The sequence below is a fragment of the Maridesulfovibrio sp. genome, assembly GCF_963666665.1.
GTDB lineage: Bacteria > Desulfobacterota > Desulfovibrionia > Desulfovibrionales > Desulfovibrionaceae > Maridesulfovibrio.
The window spans coordinates 2,343,170-2,360,242 of record NZ_OY762999.1 but is presented as its reverse complement, the minus strand read 5'-3'; the positions used below and the strand labels follow the sequence as shown (position 1 = coordinate 2,360,242).

Genomic DNA, 17,073 nt, shown 5'->3' with positions numbered 1-17,073 from the left:
GGATTTCTTTCTTCATCATTGTTATGTGCCCTTTAACATGCTAAAAAATCAGGCATGAAAAAGGGCACTTACTTTTTTTGGGCAGCATTACTGGGGTATCTTGCCACTATCCTGCTCATCTATCATTTTGAATCAGCCTGTGAGAATTCCAATATCAGAACTCTCTTTGATGCTTTCTGGTATTCACTGGTTACCCTGACGACTGTCGGTTACGGTGATCATTATCCCACGTCCGTTGTCGGGAAGATGGTTTCCATGGTCATGGTGCTGGGAAGTGTAGGGATACTCGGCTATTTCATCGGAAGTCTTAGCGAACATATACAGACTTTGGCGGAGAGGCGTAAAATGGGTTTTGACGGAACGGTTTTTAGCAACCACGTGATAATTGTCGGCTGGAATGAATTCTCTGAAGATGTGGTTACCCAGCTTGTCCATGCCGGTAAAAAAGTATGTATTGTTACGGACAATAAAGATCATATTGATTTTATTTACGAGAGCTTTTCGCGCAAGCAGGTATTTGTGATATTCTCGGATATGAATTGCCGTGAGTGCTTGAAAAAATCCAATGCCGCAGAAGCCGTCTCACTCATGCCAAGCCTCGGCGATGACACCAAGAATCTTGTCTTCGTACTCAATGCCAAGAAGTACCATCCCCATCTTTCCTTTGTGGCGACTATTGAGAATTCCGAGTTGAAGGAAACATTTGCCAGCGCCGGAGTGGATTTTACCATTTGCCGCAATGATATTTCTTCCAAGATTGTTGCCAGCTATATTTTCGAACCCAGCGTGGCTCAGTTTAATGAAGACCTTCTTTCTTCGGCTTACGGTAATCAGGATTATGATGTTCAGCAGTATTTTATCAAGGAAGGCAGCAGGTTTGACGGGCAGAGTTATGGAGATATTTTTGAAGAACTGCGTGAATCCTTCAATGTGCTGGCCATCGGGGTGAGTCAGGATAAAGGTCAGGGATTGGAACTGAATAAACTGCCGCCGTTTTCCTTGAGGGTCGGTGCCGGGGATTATCTGATCGTACTGACTTCAGGAAGCAGCATAGAGAGCTTGAATGATGCTTTCGGGTGTTCCGAGGGGCTTTACTATGCGGAGTAACTCCGGACAGGGAGACTAAGCCGCACTGCTTTCATCCACAAAGCAGGCTGTAACTTCTGTTCCGGTTTCTTCAGCAGAGTGCATGATAATTGTTGCCTTGTGAGTCTCGGCAATGAGCTTTGCGGAATATGTACCCAGTCCGGTCCCGTCTTCTTTTCCAAGTGTGACATACTTATCGAAAAATCTTTCCCTGATCTCTTCGGGAACCGCTAGAGTATTCTTGACGGTTACTGCTATGGGCGGGCCGCTGCTGATGGCTATGGTTACGGAATCGCCTTCATTGGAAGCTTCCACCGCATTTTTGATCAGATTACGGAACATGGTTCTCAGGAGCATGCCTTCCCCGGTCAGGAAGAGTTCTTCCACCCCCTCTATTTCCTTGCCGTCCAGCATGATGGAGAGAGTTACCTTTGATTGATTCAGCAGCAGGGCCATTTCCTCTTCCAGCGAAGTCATCAGGTCGACCAGATCCACATTCATGGTTTTCAGGCGGTAAATTCCCTGCTCCATTTTGAACATATCCAGATGAAACTGAATCATATCCAGCATGCGGTAGCCTGCAGAAGCAATACGTTTGATGTATTTACGCTGCTCCGCACTTAGCTCTTCTTCACTGTTGAGCAGTAGTTCCGGGTAGCCGATTACAAGGTTGAGTGAGGATTTGAGGTCGTGCCTGTTGATGCGTTCCACCTCATCACGGATCATTTCCGCGGTGCGCCGTTCGTGAATCTGCTGTACCAGCAGCTTGTTTTTTTTCTCCAGTTCAGCCTGTTTTGAGCGTAACTGCTTGGTGCGCTGCGAAACAATGTTCTCCAGCATTTCTCTGTGGCTGTTCAACCACTGGTCCCGCTTGTCGATCTTGGCCAGCATGGAGTTGAATTCCGTGACCAGATAGCCGATTTCATCGTCACTGCGGTAGGAGACTCGACGGGCGTAGTCCTTGCTTTCGGAAATATCTCGCACAGTATCCGTTAACTGACCTATGGGCTTAGTCAGTTTTCTGCGGAGATATCCAGTGGTCAGGAAACAGGTGCTCAATACGGTAACCAGAATGAGACCGGAAGTGGCCAGATTCTGGAAGAACCAGTCCAGCTGTTCAGTGAAGCAACCATCCAGCACAATAAAGCCCAAAAGTTCATCACCGGAACGTATCTCTTTAACAATGCGGTAGCGGTTGAAGTCTTGGATTGTTTCTGACGTTTCAACCGGAAGTTCTTTGGCTGACGTGCCGAATTCGGCGAAAATTTTACCATCCGGGGTAAATATGGCTGCTCCCATGGAATTACCTACAAGAGTTAGTGATTCTAGGACTTCGGTTGCAGAATCCCGGTCATCAAAATCAAGTGCCGGGGCAACGGAAGTACCCAGCACCTGTGTCAGCGAGGTCGCTTTTTTCAGGGTTGCCTGCCTGAAAGAGTGGAAAAATGAGGCGATGTTCAGGGTCAGGGAGATCACAACCGCAGCAATGGTCGTACCCAGAATCGCGAGGCCTACTTTGCGCCCGATGCTGTTCCGGTATTTTTTCATTGTGGTGTGTCTCCGCAATAAATTTCAGATAATTTCAGCAACTTGGAACTGATGGTCAGTCCCGCTTCACGTGCTGCACAGATATTGACCTGCAGCTTGAAGCGTGAACCTGATTCGACAAGGTTGATCATGCCGCCCATGCGCAGAAAGTCAGGGCTTTGGCCGATGGTCAGAACCGGCTTGCCCCTGACTTGGTTGAGCACTGCAGCGATTATGCGCGGATTGTCCACATCAATAAACAGGACTTTGAAATCTTCATCCGGCCAGCTTACCAGTCTGAATTTATCCTGATTTTTGAAGAATCGGGAAATCTTCTTCGGAGCGATCGCAGCTACGGTGACCGGACGATCTGCAATGATTCTTCGTTTGTCCGGGCCAAGTACATATTTTGTAATTTTCTTTATGAATAAAGCCTGTAATTGCGGCTGGGTAACCTTGATATGGCGCTGTATTCCTGTTTTCGGGCCGGCATGAGCAGTCAGTTCGGTTATGAAACATACCATAAAAAGAGTGGCAATTGTAATTGCCAGTATTTTATGGTTTTTTAGAAGTCCCATGTCAGCCTCAGCGTGCAGGACGGTTCAGTCGGTGAATAGTTACCTTCGTCAATATTGGTCAACAGGTAGTTGCCGATGAGTTCTACGGACAGGTCTTCACGTGCCTGCCATGCCAGTCGGGCATCAAATCCGAATCCGGTGGAAAGGTCCTTGTCATCCATGCTGTTGATATATGAAGTGAACAGGTCCAGTTCCCAGTCGTCGGCAATGTCGATCAGGGCCTGAAATTTTATGCTGTACAGCGGAGTATTCAACGGAGGTGAAAAACCGGGAATTCCGGGAGGGATATTCTGGAAATCCTGATTGGAAATGTCGATTGAAGGTCGCAGGGTCAGGAATGAATAAGGCTGCCAGTCAAGGGCAATTTCGGTTCCGTAAGAAATACCGCACAGTCCGCTCACGGGGGTGGCGGTATTTGTGGTGTCATCAAAACTGAAGGTGACCATCTGGTCGTAGTTGTTCAGGTACAGGGAAAGATCCAGCTTCAGGGTTTCGCTGAAAAGCTTACGGTACCCGGCTTCAATAGTGGACAGTTTTTCGTTCTCAAGGTTTCCATCGAAATCGACAGTGTATTCTTTGTCTTTGACTCTGACCCGGTAGTTGCCTTCACGAATCCAGTAGCTTGGCTTGCGGTTGGCATAGGAAAGTGCCAGCCAGTATTCTTCATCGTCTTCCATGTACAGGAGACGTGCAGTTGGTTGCGGCGCCAGTTCACTGTCACCGGAATAATCCAGTTTCAAACCGAGGGTCAGGAAAAGCTTATCGTCGATCAGAGTTATGCGGTCTTTGGCGAATCCACTGAAATCAAGCCGGTAGATACTGTCGTTTTCTACCTGAACATGTTCTCCCTGCTTGAATGAATTCCAAAAATATTTTCCGCCCAGCCCGAAGGTCAGGAAATGGTCTTCAAACTGTTCGTTGGAATATATGAATTCTGAGTCAACAGAATTGGATATGTTCTCCATGTCCGCAACTGTGATGAAAGATCTGGTGTAGGATGTACGGAACTGCATTCCGGATTTTACTCCGGTTTTTCTGTCCCAGAGCAGCTGCGTATAGCCGCTGTAATCTTCTTTATCTTTGTTGGCGGAAAAGGGGTTGCCCGGGGGAGCGTATTCCGAAATTGTTGAGCCTGAAATCTGGCCTTGTAAAGAAAACTGGTCTGTGTAGGCATTAAGCCAGTCTGTGCGGAATCCTCCTGAACCAGTGGCCCAGTCGGTAGAGCCTTTTTCCGTACGTTCTCTGATACGGTAATTCTTGCCCGGTTCATACCCGCCTTTGGCATATACAGCCATAGTCGCATTTTCGGAAATGTGTCCGCCTTTACGGATGAACTGGCTTACACCATCTGTTCCGACAGTTGTTACGCTCTGGGTTCCCTGCATTTCTGCAGCGGATTTGGTTATGATGTTGATTACACCGTTAAATGATTCTGAACCCCAGAGACTGGTCCACGGACCGCGAATGATTTCAATCCGTTTAATCATCTGGACGGGGAGATCCTGGCTGGACCAGATAACTCCGTTAAAATACGGGGAGGTAATAGGTCTGTTGTCGACAAGGATGAGTTGCTTGCTGTTGAATGTGCCTGAAAATCCCCTTACGCCAATAGCCCATTTGTCTGTATCGGTACGTGTTACAACCACGCCGGGAACAGTCCGCAGAGCTTCAGGAACTGTTTTGGCTCCACTGTGCTTGATGTCCTCTTCGGTGAGGATGGTGTATGAGCCTGCTATATTTTCAAGGGATTGCTTGCGCTCGGAGGGGGAGACCATTTCGACCTGCAACAGGTCTTCAAGGTCGAGATTTTCCAGCTCAGCAGAGACATCCTTGTCTTCTGCAAAACTTGGTGCGGTACCGGCCACCATGGCCAGAATAATGAGAGAGAGGGCAATAATTGCCAACCGCAACCGGATCATGCTTAAGCCTGAGTCCTCGAGGTCATCATATACCCGCGACCGCGGATGGTTTTAATTGAGACGGAATCACCGATTTTACGGCGCAGGTTGCTCATGTGCACGTTGAGTACATAGTCATCAAAGTCGGCGCTCCTGCCGAGTGCGATTTCCATGAGTTGGTCACGTTCAATAAGTTTTCCGCAACTGGCGGCCAGATGTTCAATGATGCTGAATTCGGCCGCGGTGAAGTGGGTTTCGATTCCTTTGACCATAATGGCGTGGGAATCAAGGTTGATATCAAGTTCCCCGACTTTGAGCTTGCCTCGTGAACTGGGGGTGATGCTGTGGGATTGCTGGGTCATGGAGCAGCGACGCAGGGAGGCGCGCATGCGGGCCAGCAGCTCGCGTAGGGGAAAGGGTTTGCATATGTAGTCGTCAGCACCCATCTCAAGGCCGACCACCCTGTCAACTTCATCTCCCTTACCGGTAAGCATGATTACCGGAACTGTTGAGTCCAGCCGGATTTTTTCCAGCACATTAAGCCCGCTGATATCAGGCAGAACAATGTCCAGCAGGATGAGGTCGTAGTCATCGCTGCCGAAGACTTTAAGTCCTTCCTTTGCAGTACATTTGTGATGCAGGCTGTACCCCTCGCCGTCCAGATAGGTGGATAAAAGCTCCCCCATCTCCGGGTCGTCATCGATAAGAAGTATCTTGTTCATAATTTTCTCCTGCATCACATACTATGTGTTTAGAAGGGATAAGCAAATAAGTTTAGTGTAAATAAGTGTTAATTAGATTAAGAAATATTAAGATATGTTGTATTTGTATATAGTGTCCGCAATTTGAACGTGGTGTGAAAATATTTCCCTCATAAACGTTCTTTACCTCCGTTGCGTATAAGCAAGTAAAGGCAGGTGAATCGGTCGCCTGCTGATAGTGCAAGGATGTACGATAAAACACGGAGGTTTTTATGTCATTAGTAATCAATAACAATACCGTTGCAAATGCTACCGCTCGCCATCTTAATGATGCATACAGCGCCCTCAGTTCTTCTACTGAAAAGATGTCTTCCGGTTTGCGCATCAACTCTGCAGCAGATGATGCCGCAGGTCTTGCTGTCCGCGAACTTATGCGTTCAGATGTTTCGACTCTGCAGCAGGGTGTGCGAAATGCCAATGACGGTATTTCCATGATCCAGACTGCGGACGGAGCTCTCAGCGTTGTGGATGAAAAGCTCATCCGTATGAAGGAGCTGGCAGAGCAAGCCGCAACCGGTACCTACACATCAGCTCAGCGTGCTTTGATTGACCAGGAATATCAGGCAATGGCTTCTGAGATCACCCGAATTGCCAGCGCTACCGATTTCAACGGTATTTATCTGCTTAATGGTAATGTCTCCGGAGATAATGCTGTTACCATTCACTTCGGAACTGGTAACGATAGCGCAGAAGACAAGTATGATGTGGAAATCGGTACCTGCACCGCATCAGCTCTCGGTATCGGTAACCAGAGTGCAGAAGGTGCCGGATTCGCAGTATCAACTCAGGAGGCTGCACAGGCTTCTCTGGCTGCCCTTGATGCAGCCATTACGTCCAAGGATAAGATCAGGGCGAACCTCGGTGCTCTTGAAAACAGACTTGAGGCAACCATTTCCAACCTTGAGATTCAGGGTGAAAACCTGCAGGCCGCAGAATCCCAGATCTCAGATGTGGATGTCGCAACCGAGATGACCAATTACTCCAAGCAGCAGATTATTACCCAGTCTGCGGTTTCAATGCTTGCTCAGGCAAACTCTCTGCCTCAGATGGCTCTGTCACTCATCGGCTAGTTCGTCAACTTCAAAAATTTAACCAAGGCCCGGATTACCGGGCCTTTTTTTGTGTTTATGCCTGAGGCTGTTGTTCTGACTTGTTGGGATAACAGCCTTTTTCTCTTTTCATGGCGGTTAAATGTTCCGGCAAAAAGTTCCCCTCTGCTTATTTTTCCCCTCTCAGCCAGAAAATAACTCTTTTCTGCTTAAGAATCCTTAATTTCGGCCTTTTTTCATTAGCTGGACTAAATCTATTTAATAAATCCTAAACTCAATCTGTTTTATTCTAAACGTAATTGCATCGTAAATTAATATTACTAGGAATGTAAGTTGCTCCTTTCTAGGCAGTAGGAGGGATTATGAATACTTACATTGAACATAAATACGAATATATTTCTGAAAGAGAAATAAGTTGTTTTTTTAATGAAAATATTAATTTTATTAAAAATGTAGTCAGTAAGTTTGTATTTTCTAAATATTCAGGCGCTACTAGAAATGATGTTGATGAAGTGTGTCAGGAAGTAGCGTTGAAAATAATAAAAAATGATTACATATCTCGATACTCCTCTGAAAAAAGTTCCATAAATACTTGGTTATATATCATAAGCCGTTCTGTTGCAGTTGATTATATGAGAAAAAATAATCGTATATATATTAATATAGATGATCTTGAAGATTTTGCAGAACAGAAAAATGAAAAAATAGATTTTAATTTTCCCGAAGAGATATTGTCTAACAGACAAAAAGAAGTCGTAAGGATGATTTTTTGGGAAGATTTAAAGGCTGTTGAAGTAGCGGAACAGTTGGGTATCACCTCCCGTACAGTACGCTGCATCAAGCATCAGGCAATCCAAAAACTCCGCCGCTACTTTTCAGCGGCCACTAAGAGGAGGGTCGTATCATGACCACAGCAATCAGCAGCTACACCAGCACTGACACAACTACCACCGCAACCACTACGACCTCCAGTGACAATACTTCTCTGGATCAGGTGGACTTCCTGACCCTGCTGACAACCCAGCTTGAATATCAGGACCCCACCAACCCGGTAGATAACTCTGAAATGATCAACCAGATGACCAGCTACGCCATGCTGGATGAAGACGTTAACCAGAACGAAAACCTTGAAACGATCATCAACCAGCTGGATTCCCTGGCTGCCCTCAGTACCTCCAGTTACGTGGGCAAGGAAGTAATGGCTGAAGGTGGATTTATTACCGTGGAAGATGGTGAAGTTTCCGACATTACCGTCAAGGTCGAAGAGGATGCATCTGTTATCGGACTTAACATTTACGATTCAGACGGAAACATCGTGAACACGGTTTACATGACCGATGTTGAAGCTGGTGAAACAGAAATTTCCGGTTCTGCTCTCAGTGCCCAGGCCGACTTGGATACTGACGGAACTTATACGGTGGAGGCCTTTGGTTATGACGAGGACGATTCCGCTCTTGATGTGACCCTCCTGTCCGCAGGCACTGTCATCTCAGTGCAGCAGGATTCCGGAGATACAGTTCTGACACTTGATGACGGGCGTGAAGTCTCAATCACTGATGTCAGCCTGATTTCTTAACCTTATAATTAATAGGAGCGCAAAAATGGGTATCACCAGTTCATTGTATACCGGAATTTCAGGACTTAATGTTAACTCTCAGGCAACATCAGTTGTTTCAAACAACCTTGCAAACTCAAGTACTATCGGTTTCAAGGGTTCCACAACCGTATTCGAAGATCTTTTCTATTCTTCAATTACCACCGGAAGCGGCGGTGATCAGGTTGGTAACGGAGCCGGAGTTGCAACAGTCAACACTGATTATACTCAGGGGTCTTATGAGGACTCAAGTATTTCCACCAACGTGGCTCTTAACGGAGACGGATATTTTATCGTAGTCGACCCGGATACCAACACCACATACTACACCCGTGCCGGGAACTTTGATTTCGATAAGGATGGTTACCTCGTGGACACTTACGGGAATCAGGTTCAGGGCTGGGAAGTCGAAAATGGAACAGCTTCCGGTTCATTGACCACCATTCAATTGGACCAGTCTCAGTCACCGCCAAAAGCAACTTCTGAAGTAAGCGTTACCCTGAATCTGAACTCTCAGAGCACAGATGAAGCTGTAACTGCAAATCCGTACACTTCGCTGTTCGAACTTTACGACGGTACCGATGATCCGCCGCTTGATGATTCTCAGTACAGCTATTCCACCACTCTGACTATCTATGATGAAAACGGTTCGGCTCATGACCTTACCTTTTATATGGACCCGGTGGATGTAGACGCTGATGGTAATATTGTCTGGGAATATGTTGCCGCAACAGATGCATCAGATGACATGCGTACCGGTTCCGGTGGAACAGCCCTGAATACAACCAGTGGTGCGGGACTGGCAATGACCGGTACTCTGACCTTTAACTCTGAAGGGCAGTTGGTCTCCATGACTTCCTTCACTCTCGCCAGCAACGCGGCCGCAGCGGATTCCAAACTCGCATCAAGTTGGGAGTTGGCAGATTTCAGCGATTCCGGTCTTCCTGAGGTTAATCTCAACTTCACCGGCAGTAGTGACGGGCAGGATGTCGCAATCAGTTTCGGTATGTCCAGTGATAACAATACCTGGGATACCAGCGGCGGTATTGACAGCCTTGACGATATCACGGCTGCAACCAGCTATTCCGATCTACCTTCATTCAGTGACTATACTCTGGAGAACAGTGCCACCACCAGTTACAGCGACAGTTCTTCCGCAACCTATACTGTTTCGCAGGACGGTTATGCCACCGGTTCACTTGAGTCTGTCACTGTTGATGAAAACGGCATTATCATCGGTAATTACTCCAACAGCCAGTCTATTGAACTCTACCAGCTTGCTTTAGCTGACTTTACCAATCAGGACGGTCTCGAAGCTGAAGGCAGCAACCTCTTCCGCGCAACCACTGATTCAGGTGAAGCTATTATCGGTACCGCCGGTTCAGCCGGGTTCGGTTCAGTTGTTTCGAATGCACTTGAAGCATCCAACGTCGACCTTGCTTCACAGATGACCGAGTTGATCATCATCCAGTCTTCGTATCAGGCCAACAGTAAGGTCGTTACCACCACTGATGAGTTGATTCAGACCGCCATCGGATTGAAGAGATAGTTAGCCGGAAGGAGCGGAGGTAGGTCATGAGTTTAAGCAACGCAATGTACATAGGGCAGAAGGCTATCAACAATGCCCAGATCTCTATTGAGAATGCCAGTAACAATATTGCCAATGCCGAGACCGAGGGATACCAGCGTACAGATACGGTCTATGACAGCAGTTGCAATATCAGTGTCGGCGGCAACAGTATCGGCACCGGTGCAGATATTATTGCTGTTCAGGCCAACTGGGACAGCTTTATTGAGAAGCAGTACCTTTCGGCCTCGGCACAGCTGACTTCAAGCGAAGCTCAGTACGACTACCTTTCCCAAATGGATACCATATTCAACCAGAGTGAGGATGAGGGTCTTGCTTCAACATTGGACGAGTTTCTCAGCGCATGGAGCGAGTTGGCTTCAGACCCTGATTCACTGGCTGAGAGAACCTCACTGTTAAGCGAAGCTGAGACCCTTATCTATTCTCTGACCTCAACTTCGTCCGAGCTTCAGGAAATGTCGAACACAGTTGAATCTGAAATCGTTGATCAGGTTGCAACTGCAAATGAGTTGATTGATTCAATTGCGCTTCTCAATAAAAAAATTGCTGCGGATTCAGATAATACAGAACTCATCTCCAGCCGGGATCAGGCCATCCGGGAACTCGATGAACTCGTCGGGGTTGAGGTTATCAGTTCCAGTGACGGACAGACCAAAATCTATACCGAAACCGGACAGCCTCTGGTTGAGGGCACTGAAACACATTCACTGGTTTACAGTGGGTCACGTTCTACTGAATCACTGCAGCCCGGTTCTGCCTATGACGGAGAAATAAGCTATTCCGGAACTTCCAGTGAAGAAATCCTGATCGAATTTGTGTCATCCGGCCCGGACGGGACCGCCCAGTTCAAGGTCTCACTTGATGGCGGGGAAACTTGGGAAAAAGACTCCAACGGTAACACTCTGCTTTATACAGCCGATGATGCTGACAATTCTGTAACCATAGCCGGGGTGGAGATTTCCTTTTCCGGTGCCACTGCGGACCACACAGCCGGTGACCGCTACACAGTAGTAGCCAAGACCGGGCTGTACTGGGAAAGCGATTCCGGCGGGCTGGTCAACATAACTCCCATGACTGATTCAAGTGGTGATGATGTTTCCAACAGAACTACCGGCGGTAGTATCGCGGGTTTGTTCAAGGTCCGTGACGATTACATAGAACCGACTATTGATGAACTTGACGATTATGCTTCTGCCCTGATCTGGGAAGTGAACTCTGCACACTCACAGGGCGCTGGAACCGAACACCATTCAGCTGTGGAAGGCACTTATGCTGTGGATGACCAGACTGCAGCGCTTTCAAATAGCGGTTTGGACTATGAAGATGAGATCGAGGCCGGATCTTTTTCCATCTATACCTATGATGCTGATGGAAATCTTGCCTCTAACGCATCTATTACTATCGATCCTTCCACAGATTCTCTCGATGATGTTGTTACTCAGATAAATACTGCTTTTTCCGGCTCACTGACAGCTTCGGTGAATTCTGACGGAGAGCTGGAGATTCAGGCTGTCGGTGATACTACTTTTGAATTTTCGGACGATACTTCCGGTTTTTTGGCAGCAACAGGCATAAATACATTTTTTACCGGTAGTTCAGCTTCAGACATATCGATCAATTCGTATGTTACGGAAAGTTCGTCCCATGTAAATGCCGGGGCGGTAGCTGATGACGGAACGGTTTCGTCCGGGAACAATTTAGTTGCCGAAGCCATAAACGATTTGACGAACGAGTCCGTATCAATAGGTGAGGGGAGTAGTCTCCAGAGCGCGACTCTTTCAGAATTTCTTGCAGCGACTGTTGCCGAAGTCGGTTCCGCAGCTTCAAAGGTGGAAACTCAAGTTGCCTGCGATACTGCTTCAGCCGAGCTATACGCTGAGCAGCAGGAGTCGGTCAGCGGGGTCAACATTGATGAGGAATTGATAAATCTGACCATATATCAGCAGCAATATCAGGCTGCGTGTCAGATCCTTTCAGTCACTCAGGAAATGTTCGAGACTGTTCTGGGTATTATGTAAGGAGGCCAGCTATGAGAATAAGCACTTCACAGATTTATTCACAGTCCATATCCAGTGTCAGCAACTCCTTGAATAACTACATGGATGTGATCGAGAGGAACTCTTCCCAGAAGGATATAAACTTACCGTCCGATGATCCTGCGGGAATGGCCAATGTGGTCAACCTTCGTAGTTATGATTCCGCTCTTGAACAGTATTCCAATAACGCTGAACAGGCTGGGGAGTATCTGGGAAGTGCCGACGGTTTGCTCCTTGAAGCCAGTACGACCATGACTTCTGTGTTGGAAAAGGTAGAACAGGCTTCAACCGGAACTTATACTGATACTCAGTGTCAGTTTATTTCCGGGGAAATTCAAGCATACCTTGATTCCTTGCTGGCTGTCGCAAATTCAAAACTGGGCAGCGATTATTTATTCTCCGGTGAAGCAACAGACACTTCTCCTTACGAATATGTTCCCGGTGTAACCGTAACCGGAGATTCACCTGCAAAAAGTGATTTTGCGGAAATAAGCGGTGAACTTAATGATCCGATTATCGTGCAGTTCACCTCTGACGGAACCATAGGTACTGATGTTGTCTCTTACACATATTCGCTGGACGGCGGCACTACCTGGACCACAGGAACCATGGATGGGACAGCTTTACCTCCCGATACCACCATGGAACTTGGTGATGTCTCCGTGGAAATGAATTCAGGCGTAGCAGTCACTGCCTGGGATGATGACGCAGATTCCGGAAGCAGCTTTGTTGTCCGTAATTCCGTTGCTTACAAGGGGGCGGATGAAGCTATGTCCATTGATATTTCCGAGAGCGTTGAAATTGATATAACAACTGTGGGCAGCGACATCTTCGGCGGTGTTGATGCTGATACTGGAGATGCATATTCCGATCCCAATCTTTTTGAATCCATCAGCGATGCAATTGCCTATGCCTGGATAGGGGATGAAGACGGTGTGGCAACTACACTGGAAACCGTGGGCGATGGCGAGGTGCAGCTCGCCAATATGATGGCTGATGTGGGATCCAGAGAAGAAAAAGCCGAATTTATCGATACCAGCGTCAAATATACCCGGGAAATGGTCAGTGCTTCCATCAGCAATGAGGAAGATGCAGACAGTGCAGCATTAACTATTGAGTTGAGTAAAGCCAAGTACGTCTATCAGGCAGTGCTCAGTTCAACCTCAGATGTGATCGGCATGTCCATTCTGAATTATTTGTAGGAGGGTGCAACCATGGCAATGTCCATTTCTGGAAGTTCATACAGTTCCAGCACAACTTCAGGCGGTTTCACCATTAACGGACTTGGTGACGGTACTGACTGGACCGATCTTATTGAAGCTTGTGTTGAAGCAGAAAGTTATGATCTTGAGCAGTATGAGGCTGATCTTGAGGAAGCGGAAACCATTTGCGACCTTCTTGAGGCCCTTGATGAGGAGCTGGTTGATCTTGCCGGAACCTTGCAGGGGTATGACGAGATGGATGAATTTTTGTCATATTCAGTTTCAACCACCGGGGAAGGAGAGGTTGCTGCCAGCCTTGAAGACGGGGCTGAGGAAGGGAACTATAATTTGGTCGTAAACCAGCTGGCTAAAAAGGATATCTGGATTTCCGAAGGACTTAGCTATTCGTCAACAGATGATGAGATTATTTCTGCAAACTCATCAATCACCCTGACCTATGCCGGAGAGGATATCAAATTGGACGTTACCGCCGGGACCACATTGCAGGATCTGGTGGACCAGATAAATTCCGATCCAGATTGTGATGATAAGATTTCAGCTTCAGTGATCAGCGATGGTAGTAACTACTATCTCAAGCTTACCGGGGAAGATACCGGAGCGGATAACAGTATCGTACTGACTGATATGGCTGCCATTGACGGATATGCAGCGGGTTCATTCTCCAATACACAGGCTGCACAAAACGCACAGTTGAAGGTGGATGGTTTTCCTTCAGATGCGAATACATGGATCGAAAGAAGCAGCAACTCTGTAGATGACGTAATCGACGGAATGACTTTGACCCTTAATGCAACAACTGATTCTGATGGGGTTAATATAGGAGTTTCTTATGATACTGATTCAATGGTTGAGACTATTGAGGAATTTGTCAGTCAGGTGAATCAGGTCCTTTATGATCTGCTGGACGTGACCGGTGCTTTTGCTGATGTGGACGACGAGGACGATGAAAATGTTTATATCAAGAACGCAACTATGGATCTTGTATACAGTTCCGTAAAAAGTGCTCTTACTTCTGCCGGACTAGGGTTTCTCTATTATGACAGTGATACGGGAGAGGGAGACCTGTTTACCTCACTTTCATCTGTAGGTATTACCACTGACAGTACCGAAGGTTCATCTACTTACGGACAGCTTGAAATCGATTATGATGAATTGGAAGAGGCCTTGGCTGAAGATCCGGAAGCCGTTGCCTTGTTGTTTGCCGCATCAGGTGAAGCTAAAACGGATAGTTCTGATATGCGCGTTATTTCCACAATTTCCGGGCTGACCGGTGCCGGGGAGTTTGATGTGGAGTATACTATTTCCGGGGGAACTATTACTTCTGCCACCATAGACGGCGTGGATATGTATATTGACGGTAATACCCTGCTGGCCGGCAGTGACAGTGATGCCAATGGTTTGTATTTGGAAATTTCTGATTTGACTGACGGTTCATATTCCAGCACTGTAACAATAAAGCAGGGTAAGATTGGTCAGCTTGCGGACCTCTGCTCCTCGTTGACTGACGTTTCAACCGGAAGCATCCCCCTCCTTGCGGCCAGTTATGAGGATCTTACGACCAAGCTTGAAAATGAGATTTATAATGAAGAAGCTCGACTGGATTCCTACCAGACTTCATTGGAACGTAAGTATTCTGCGCTGGATACAATGCTTTCCTATTATTCCAACCTAGAAACCCAGCTTGAGACTACAACGGCTTCATTAAGTACTGATTAGCAGACGGGATCAATAATATTGAATGGTAAGAAAAGTGACGTAATTTATTCTTCGCCCGTGGAAGGGCTGGAAGTACTTTCGTGCAGCAGCGGCAGGGAATTTAAAAGTCATCTGCATGGCGGTTATGTGCTCTGGCTTAATTCCGAGTCCGGGGAGACTTTTCATCTCAACGGATGTTCTGATATCCTGCAGCCCGGTTCCATAAGCATCATCGAGCCGGAGACAGTCCATTCCAACCGTCCCTGCTGTACCGAACGCAGACATCTGCGCAGCTTCTATTTTTCTGAACAGTTTGTCCGATCGCTTAATTATAAATTACTGGGCAAAGAAAACGGGCCATCTCCATTCCGCAATATTCTTATAGAAAATAAGCAACTCTGGCAGAATTTATCCGTTCTTCATCATAAACTGCTCAGCCCTGTTGAAAAGCTGGAAATCGATGAAAACATCCTTTCCGTACTTTCCGGGTTGTACCGCCGTGCCGGAGACGGAACTGTCAGGCCCGGAAGTGAAGATAGGCGGGTATCCATGATTATTGATTACCTGCACGCCCACATTGAGCGCAACTTAAGCCTTGCCGAGCTTGCTGATCTAGCCGGATGTACAGAGTTTCACCTTATTCGCATTTTTCGCAGTCACAAGGGTATGACGCCGCACTCTTTTCTGATCCAGCTGCGTCTTGAAAAGGCCCGGTGCATGATTGCCGCCAACTCTCCTATCGCAGATACAGCCGCACTGTGCGGTTTTTCTGACCAAAGCCACCTGACCCGTCTTTTCAAGATCAGGTATGGACTCACTCCCCGCCAGTATCAAAAGGCCTCCGGCAGGGTTGCCGAAGGCCTCTATTTTATTAAAAAGCGCGATAGCGCATCAAATTAATTTGCAACTGCCAATTCTTGTTGCTTGGCAGGTTCCCACCATGCAGCGTGGGTACTTTGTCCGGGCATGCAGAGCTCACCCATTTGCGGGGTCAGCAGCTTAATTCCTTGTTCCGCAGCGAGATTTGAGACTCTGCGGATAGGCTCATCCCACTGGTGAAAAGCAAGGTCATATGCTCCCCAATGTACCGGAAGCATGAATTTACCACCAAGTTCCATATGTGCCTGTACGGATTCTTCAGGCATCATGTGCACATCCTTCCAGCCTTTGTCGTAAGCACCGGATTCGATCATGGTCAGGTCGAAGGGACCGTATTTTTGACCGATTTCCTTGAATCGACCATCATAACCGCCATCGCCGGAATAGTAGGCCCGATGCTGTTTTCCTTTGAAAACGAATGAGGCCCAAAGAGTCTTGAACCTGTCACCCAGCCCTCGGCCGGAAAAGTGCTGGGCGGGGGCGGCGATGATCTCGACGTCACGGATAGTGATGGATTCATTCCAGTTGAGTTCTACAATCTGCTCCGACTTGCAGCCCCATTTGCGCAGGTGGGAACCAACTCCAAGGGGGACGATGAAACGTTTAACTTTCGGTGATAAATACTTGATAGTGCTCATCTCAAGATGATCGTAATGATCGTGGGAAATTATCACCGCATCCACTTCGGGAAGTTCTTTGCGCTTGATAGGGGAGGGTTGAAAACGGTTAACGGTTAAAGGTACCGGGGATGCATTGTTAAAAACAGGATCAATGAGCAGTCGAACGCCGTCAATATCGAGGATCATGGAAGAATGGCCCAGCCATGCTACCTGTAATTCTGCAGGGGTAGTAGAAAAGGAATCCTTGGTCAGGGGATAGTATGGAAGTTTTTTGTCCGGTGTACGGCTGAGGTCAAAGAAGAAATTTATAGCTTTGGCAAAGGTGAATCCTTCCACAGTCATATTGACCGGATTTTCATTGAAAAATGTTCCGTTTTGGAAATTGGGGGCTTTTTCGAACATGGTGCTTTCCTCAATGGACGGGGCGTGCCCCATCTTGGAGCAGGCGGGGATCCCGATGGAGATCCCGGCTGCTGCCAGCAATGCGAATATATAAAGTAGTGATTTTTTCATTTAAGTTTTCAGCCTGTTGACTCCAT

The 17,073-nt window shown here is 47.3% G+C and carries 14 protein-coding genes; 9 read left to right on the top strand and 5 right to left on the bottom strand.

The window, feature by feature from the left end; all coding sequences use genetic code 11:
• Positions 1-54: 54 nt before the first annotated feature.
• A complete protein-coding gene (locus tag ACKU40_RS10935) occupies positions 55-1,107 on the top strand; it encodes a potassium channel family protein (protein WP_320172835.1) in 1,053 nt (350 codons plus the stop codon).
• A gap of 15 nt (positions 1,108-1,122) precedes the next feature.
• Here the strand turns inward: ACKU40_RS10935 and ACKU40_RS10930 are convergent, their stop codons facing one another.
• From ACKU40_RS10930 to ACKU40_RS10915, 4 genes are read right to left on the bottom strand one after another with little or no spacing between them, the layout of a single operon-like run.
• Complete coding sequence (locus tag ACKU40_RS10930) at positions 1,123-2,634, bottom strand: ATP-binding protein (protein WP_320172834.1); 1,512 nt, start codon at positions 2,632-2,634, stop codon at positions 1,123-1,125.
• Complete coding sequence (locus ACKU40_RS10925; protein WP_320172833.1) at positions 2,631-3,191, bottom strand: YfiR family protein; 561 nt, start codon at positions 3,189-3,191, stop codon at positions 2,631-2,633. The genes ACKU40_RS10930 and ACKU40_RS10925 overlap by 4 nt, the downstream gene beginning before the upstream one ends.
• The gene (locus tag ACKU40_RS10920; RefSeq protein WP_320172832.1) at positions 3,179-5,110 is read right to left on the bottom strand and encodes a TonB-dependent receptor plug domain-containing protein; all 1,932 of its coding nucleotides are present in this window, start codon (positions 5,108-5,110) and stop codon (positions 3,179-3,181) included. The genes ACKU40_RS10925 and ACKU40_RS10920 overlap by 13 nt, the downstream gene beginning before the upstream one ends.
• Before the next feature lie 2 nt (positions 5,111-5,112).
• Positions 5,113-5,811 carry a response regulator transcription factor gene (locus ACKU40_RS10915; RefSeq protein ID WP_320172831.1) on the bottom strand — a complete coding sequence of 233 codons (699 nt, stop codon included), beginning with the start codon at positions 5,809-5,811 and terminating at the stop codon, positions 5,113-5,115.
• Between the two features lie 251 nt (positions 5,812-6,062).
• Here ACKU40_RS10915 and ACKU40_RS10910 point away from each other — a divergent pair, with 251 nt between their 5' ends.
• The 8 genes from ACKU40_RS10910 to ACKU40_RS10875 all read left to right on the top strand — a co-directional run bounded on the left by ACKU40_RS10910 (position 6,063) and on the right by ACKU40_RS10875 (position 15,935).
• The gene (locus tag ACKU40_RS10910) at positions 6,063-6,920 is read left to right on the top strand and encodes a flagellin (protein ID WP_320172830.1); all 858 of its coding nucleotides are present in this window, start codon (positions 6,063-6,065) and stop codon (positions 6,918-6,920) included.
• A gap of 341 nt (positions 6,921-7,261) precedes the next feature.
• Positions 7,262-7,807: a sigma-70 family RNA polymerase sigma factor gene (locus ACKU40_RS10905; protein WP_320172829.1), complete on the top strand. Its 546-nt coding sequence runs from the start codon at positions 7,262-7,264 to the stop codon at positions 7,805-7,807.
• On the top strand, positions 7,804-8,475 hold the full coding sequence (locus ACKU40_RS10900; protein ID WP_320172828.1) for a flagellar hook capping FlgD N-terminal domain-containing protein: 672 nt from the start codon (positions 7,804-7,806) through the stop codon (positions 8,473-8,475). The genes ACKU40_RS10905 and ACKU40_RS10900 overlap by 4 nt, the downstream gene beginning before the upstream one ends.
• A 25-nt stretch (positions 8,476-8,500) precedes the next feature.
• Entirely contained in the window at positions 8,501-10,042 is a 1,542-nt protein-coding gene (locus tag ACKU40_RS10895) for a flagellar hook protein FlgE (RefSeq protein WP_320172827.1), read from the top strand.
• 26 nt (positions 10,043-10,068) lie between these two features.
• Positions 10,069-12,099, top strand: coding sequence for a flagellar hook-associated protein FlgK (gene flgK, locus ACKU40_RS10890; protein WP_320172826.1), 2,031 nt, complete (start codon positions 10,069-10,071; stop codon positions 12,097-12,099).
• A gap of 11 nt (positions 12,100-12,110) precedes the next feature.
• Entirely contained in the window at positions 12,111-13,319 is a 1,209-nt protein-coding gene (locus tag ACKU40_RS10885; RefSeq protein ID WP_320172825.1) for a flagellin, read from the top strand.
• Positions 13,320-13,331: 12 nt separating this feature from the next.
• Positions 13,332-15,056 (top strand): flagellar filament capping protein FliD, encoded by a 1,725-nt coding sequence (gene fliD, locus ACKU40_RS10880; RefSeq protein ID WP_320172824.1) that lies wholly within the window; start codon positions 13,332-13,334, stop codon positions 15,054-15,056.
• 18 nt (positions 15,057-15,074) lie between these two features.
• Positions 15,075-15,935, top strand: coding sequence for an AraC family transcriptional regulator (locus tag ACKU40_RS10875; RefSeq protein WP_320172823.1), 861 nt, complete (start codon positions 15,075-15,077; stop codon positions 15,933-15,935).
• On the opposite strand, the gene ACKU40_RS10870 is transcribed toward ACKU40_RS10875, so the two are convergent.
• Positions 15,932-17,047, bottom strand: a complete 1,116-nt coding sequence (locus ACKU40_RS10870) for an MBL fold metallo-hydrolase (protein WP_320172822.1) — start codon at positions 17,045-17,047, stop codon at positions 15,932-15,934. The genes ACKU40_RS10875 and ACKU40_RS10870 overlap by 4 nt on opposite strands.
• Positions 17,048-17,073: the final 26 nt, after the last annotated feature.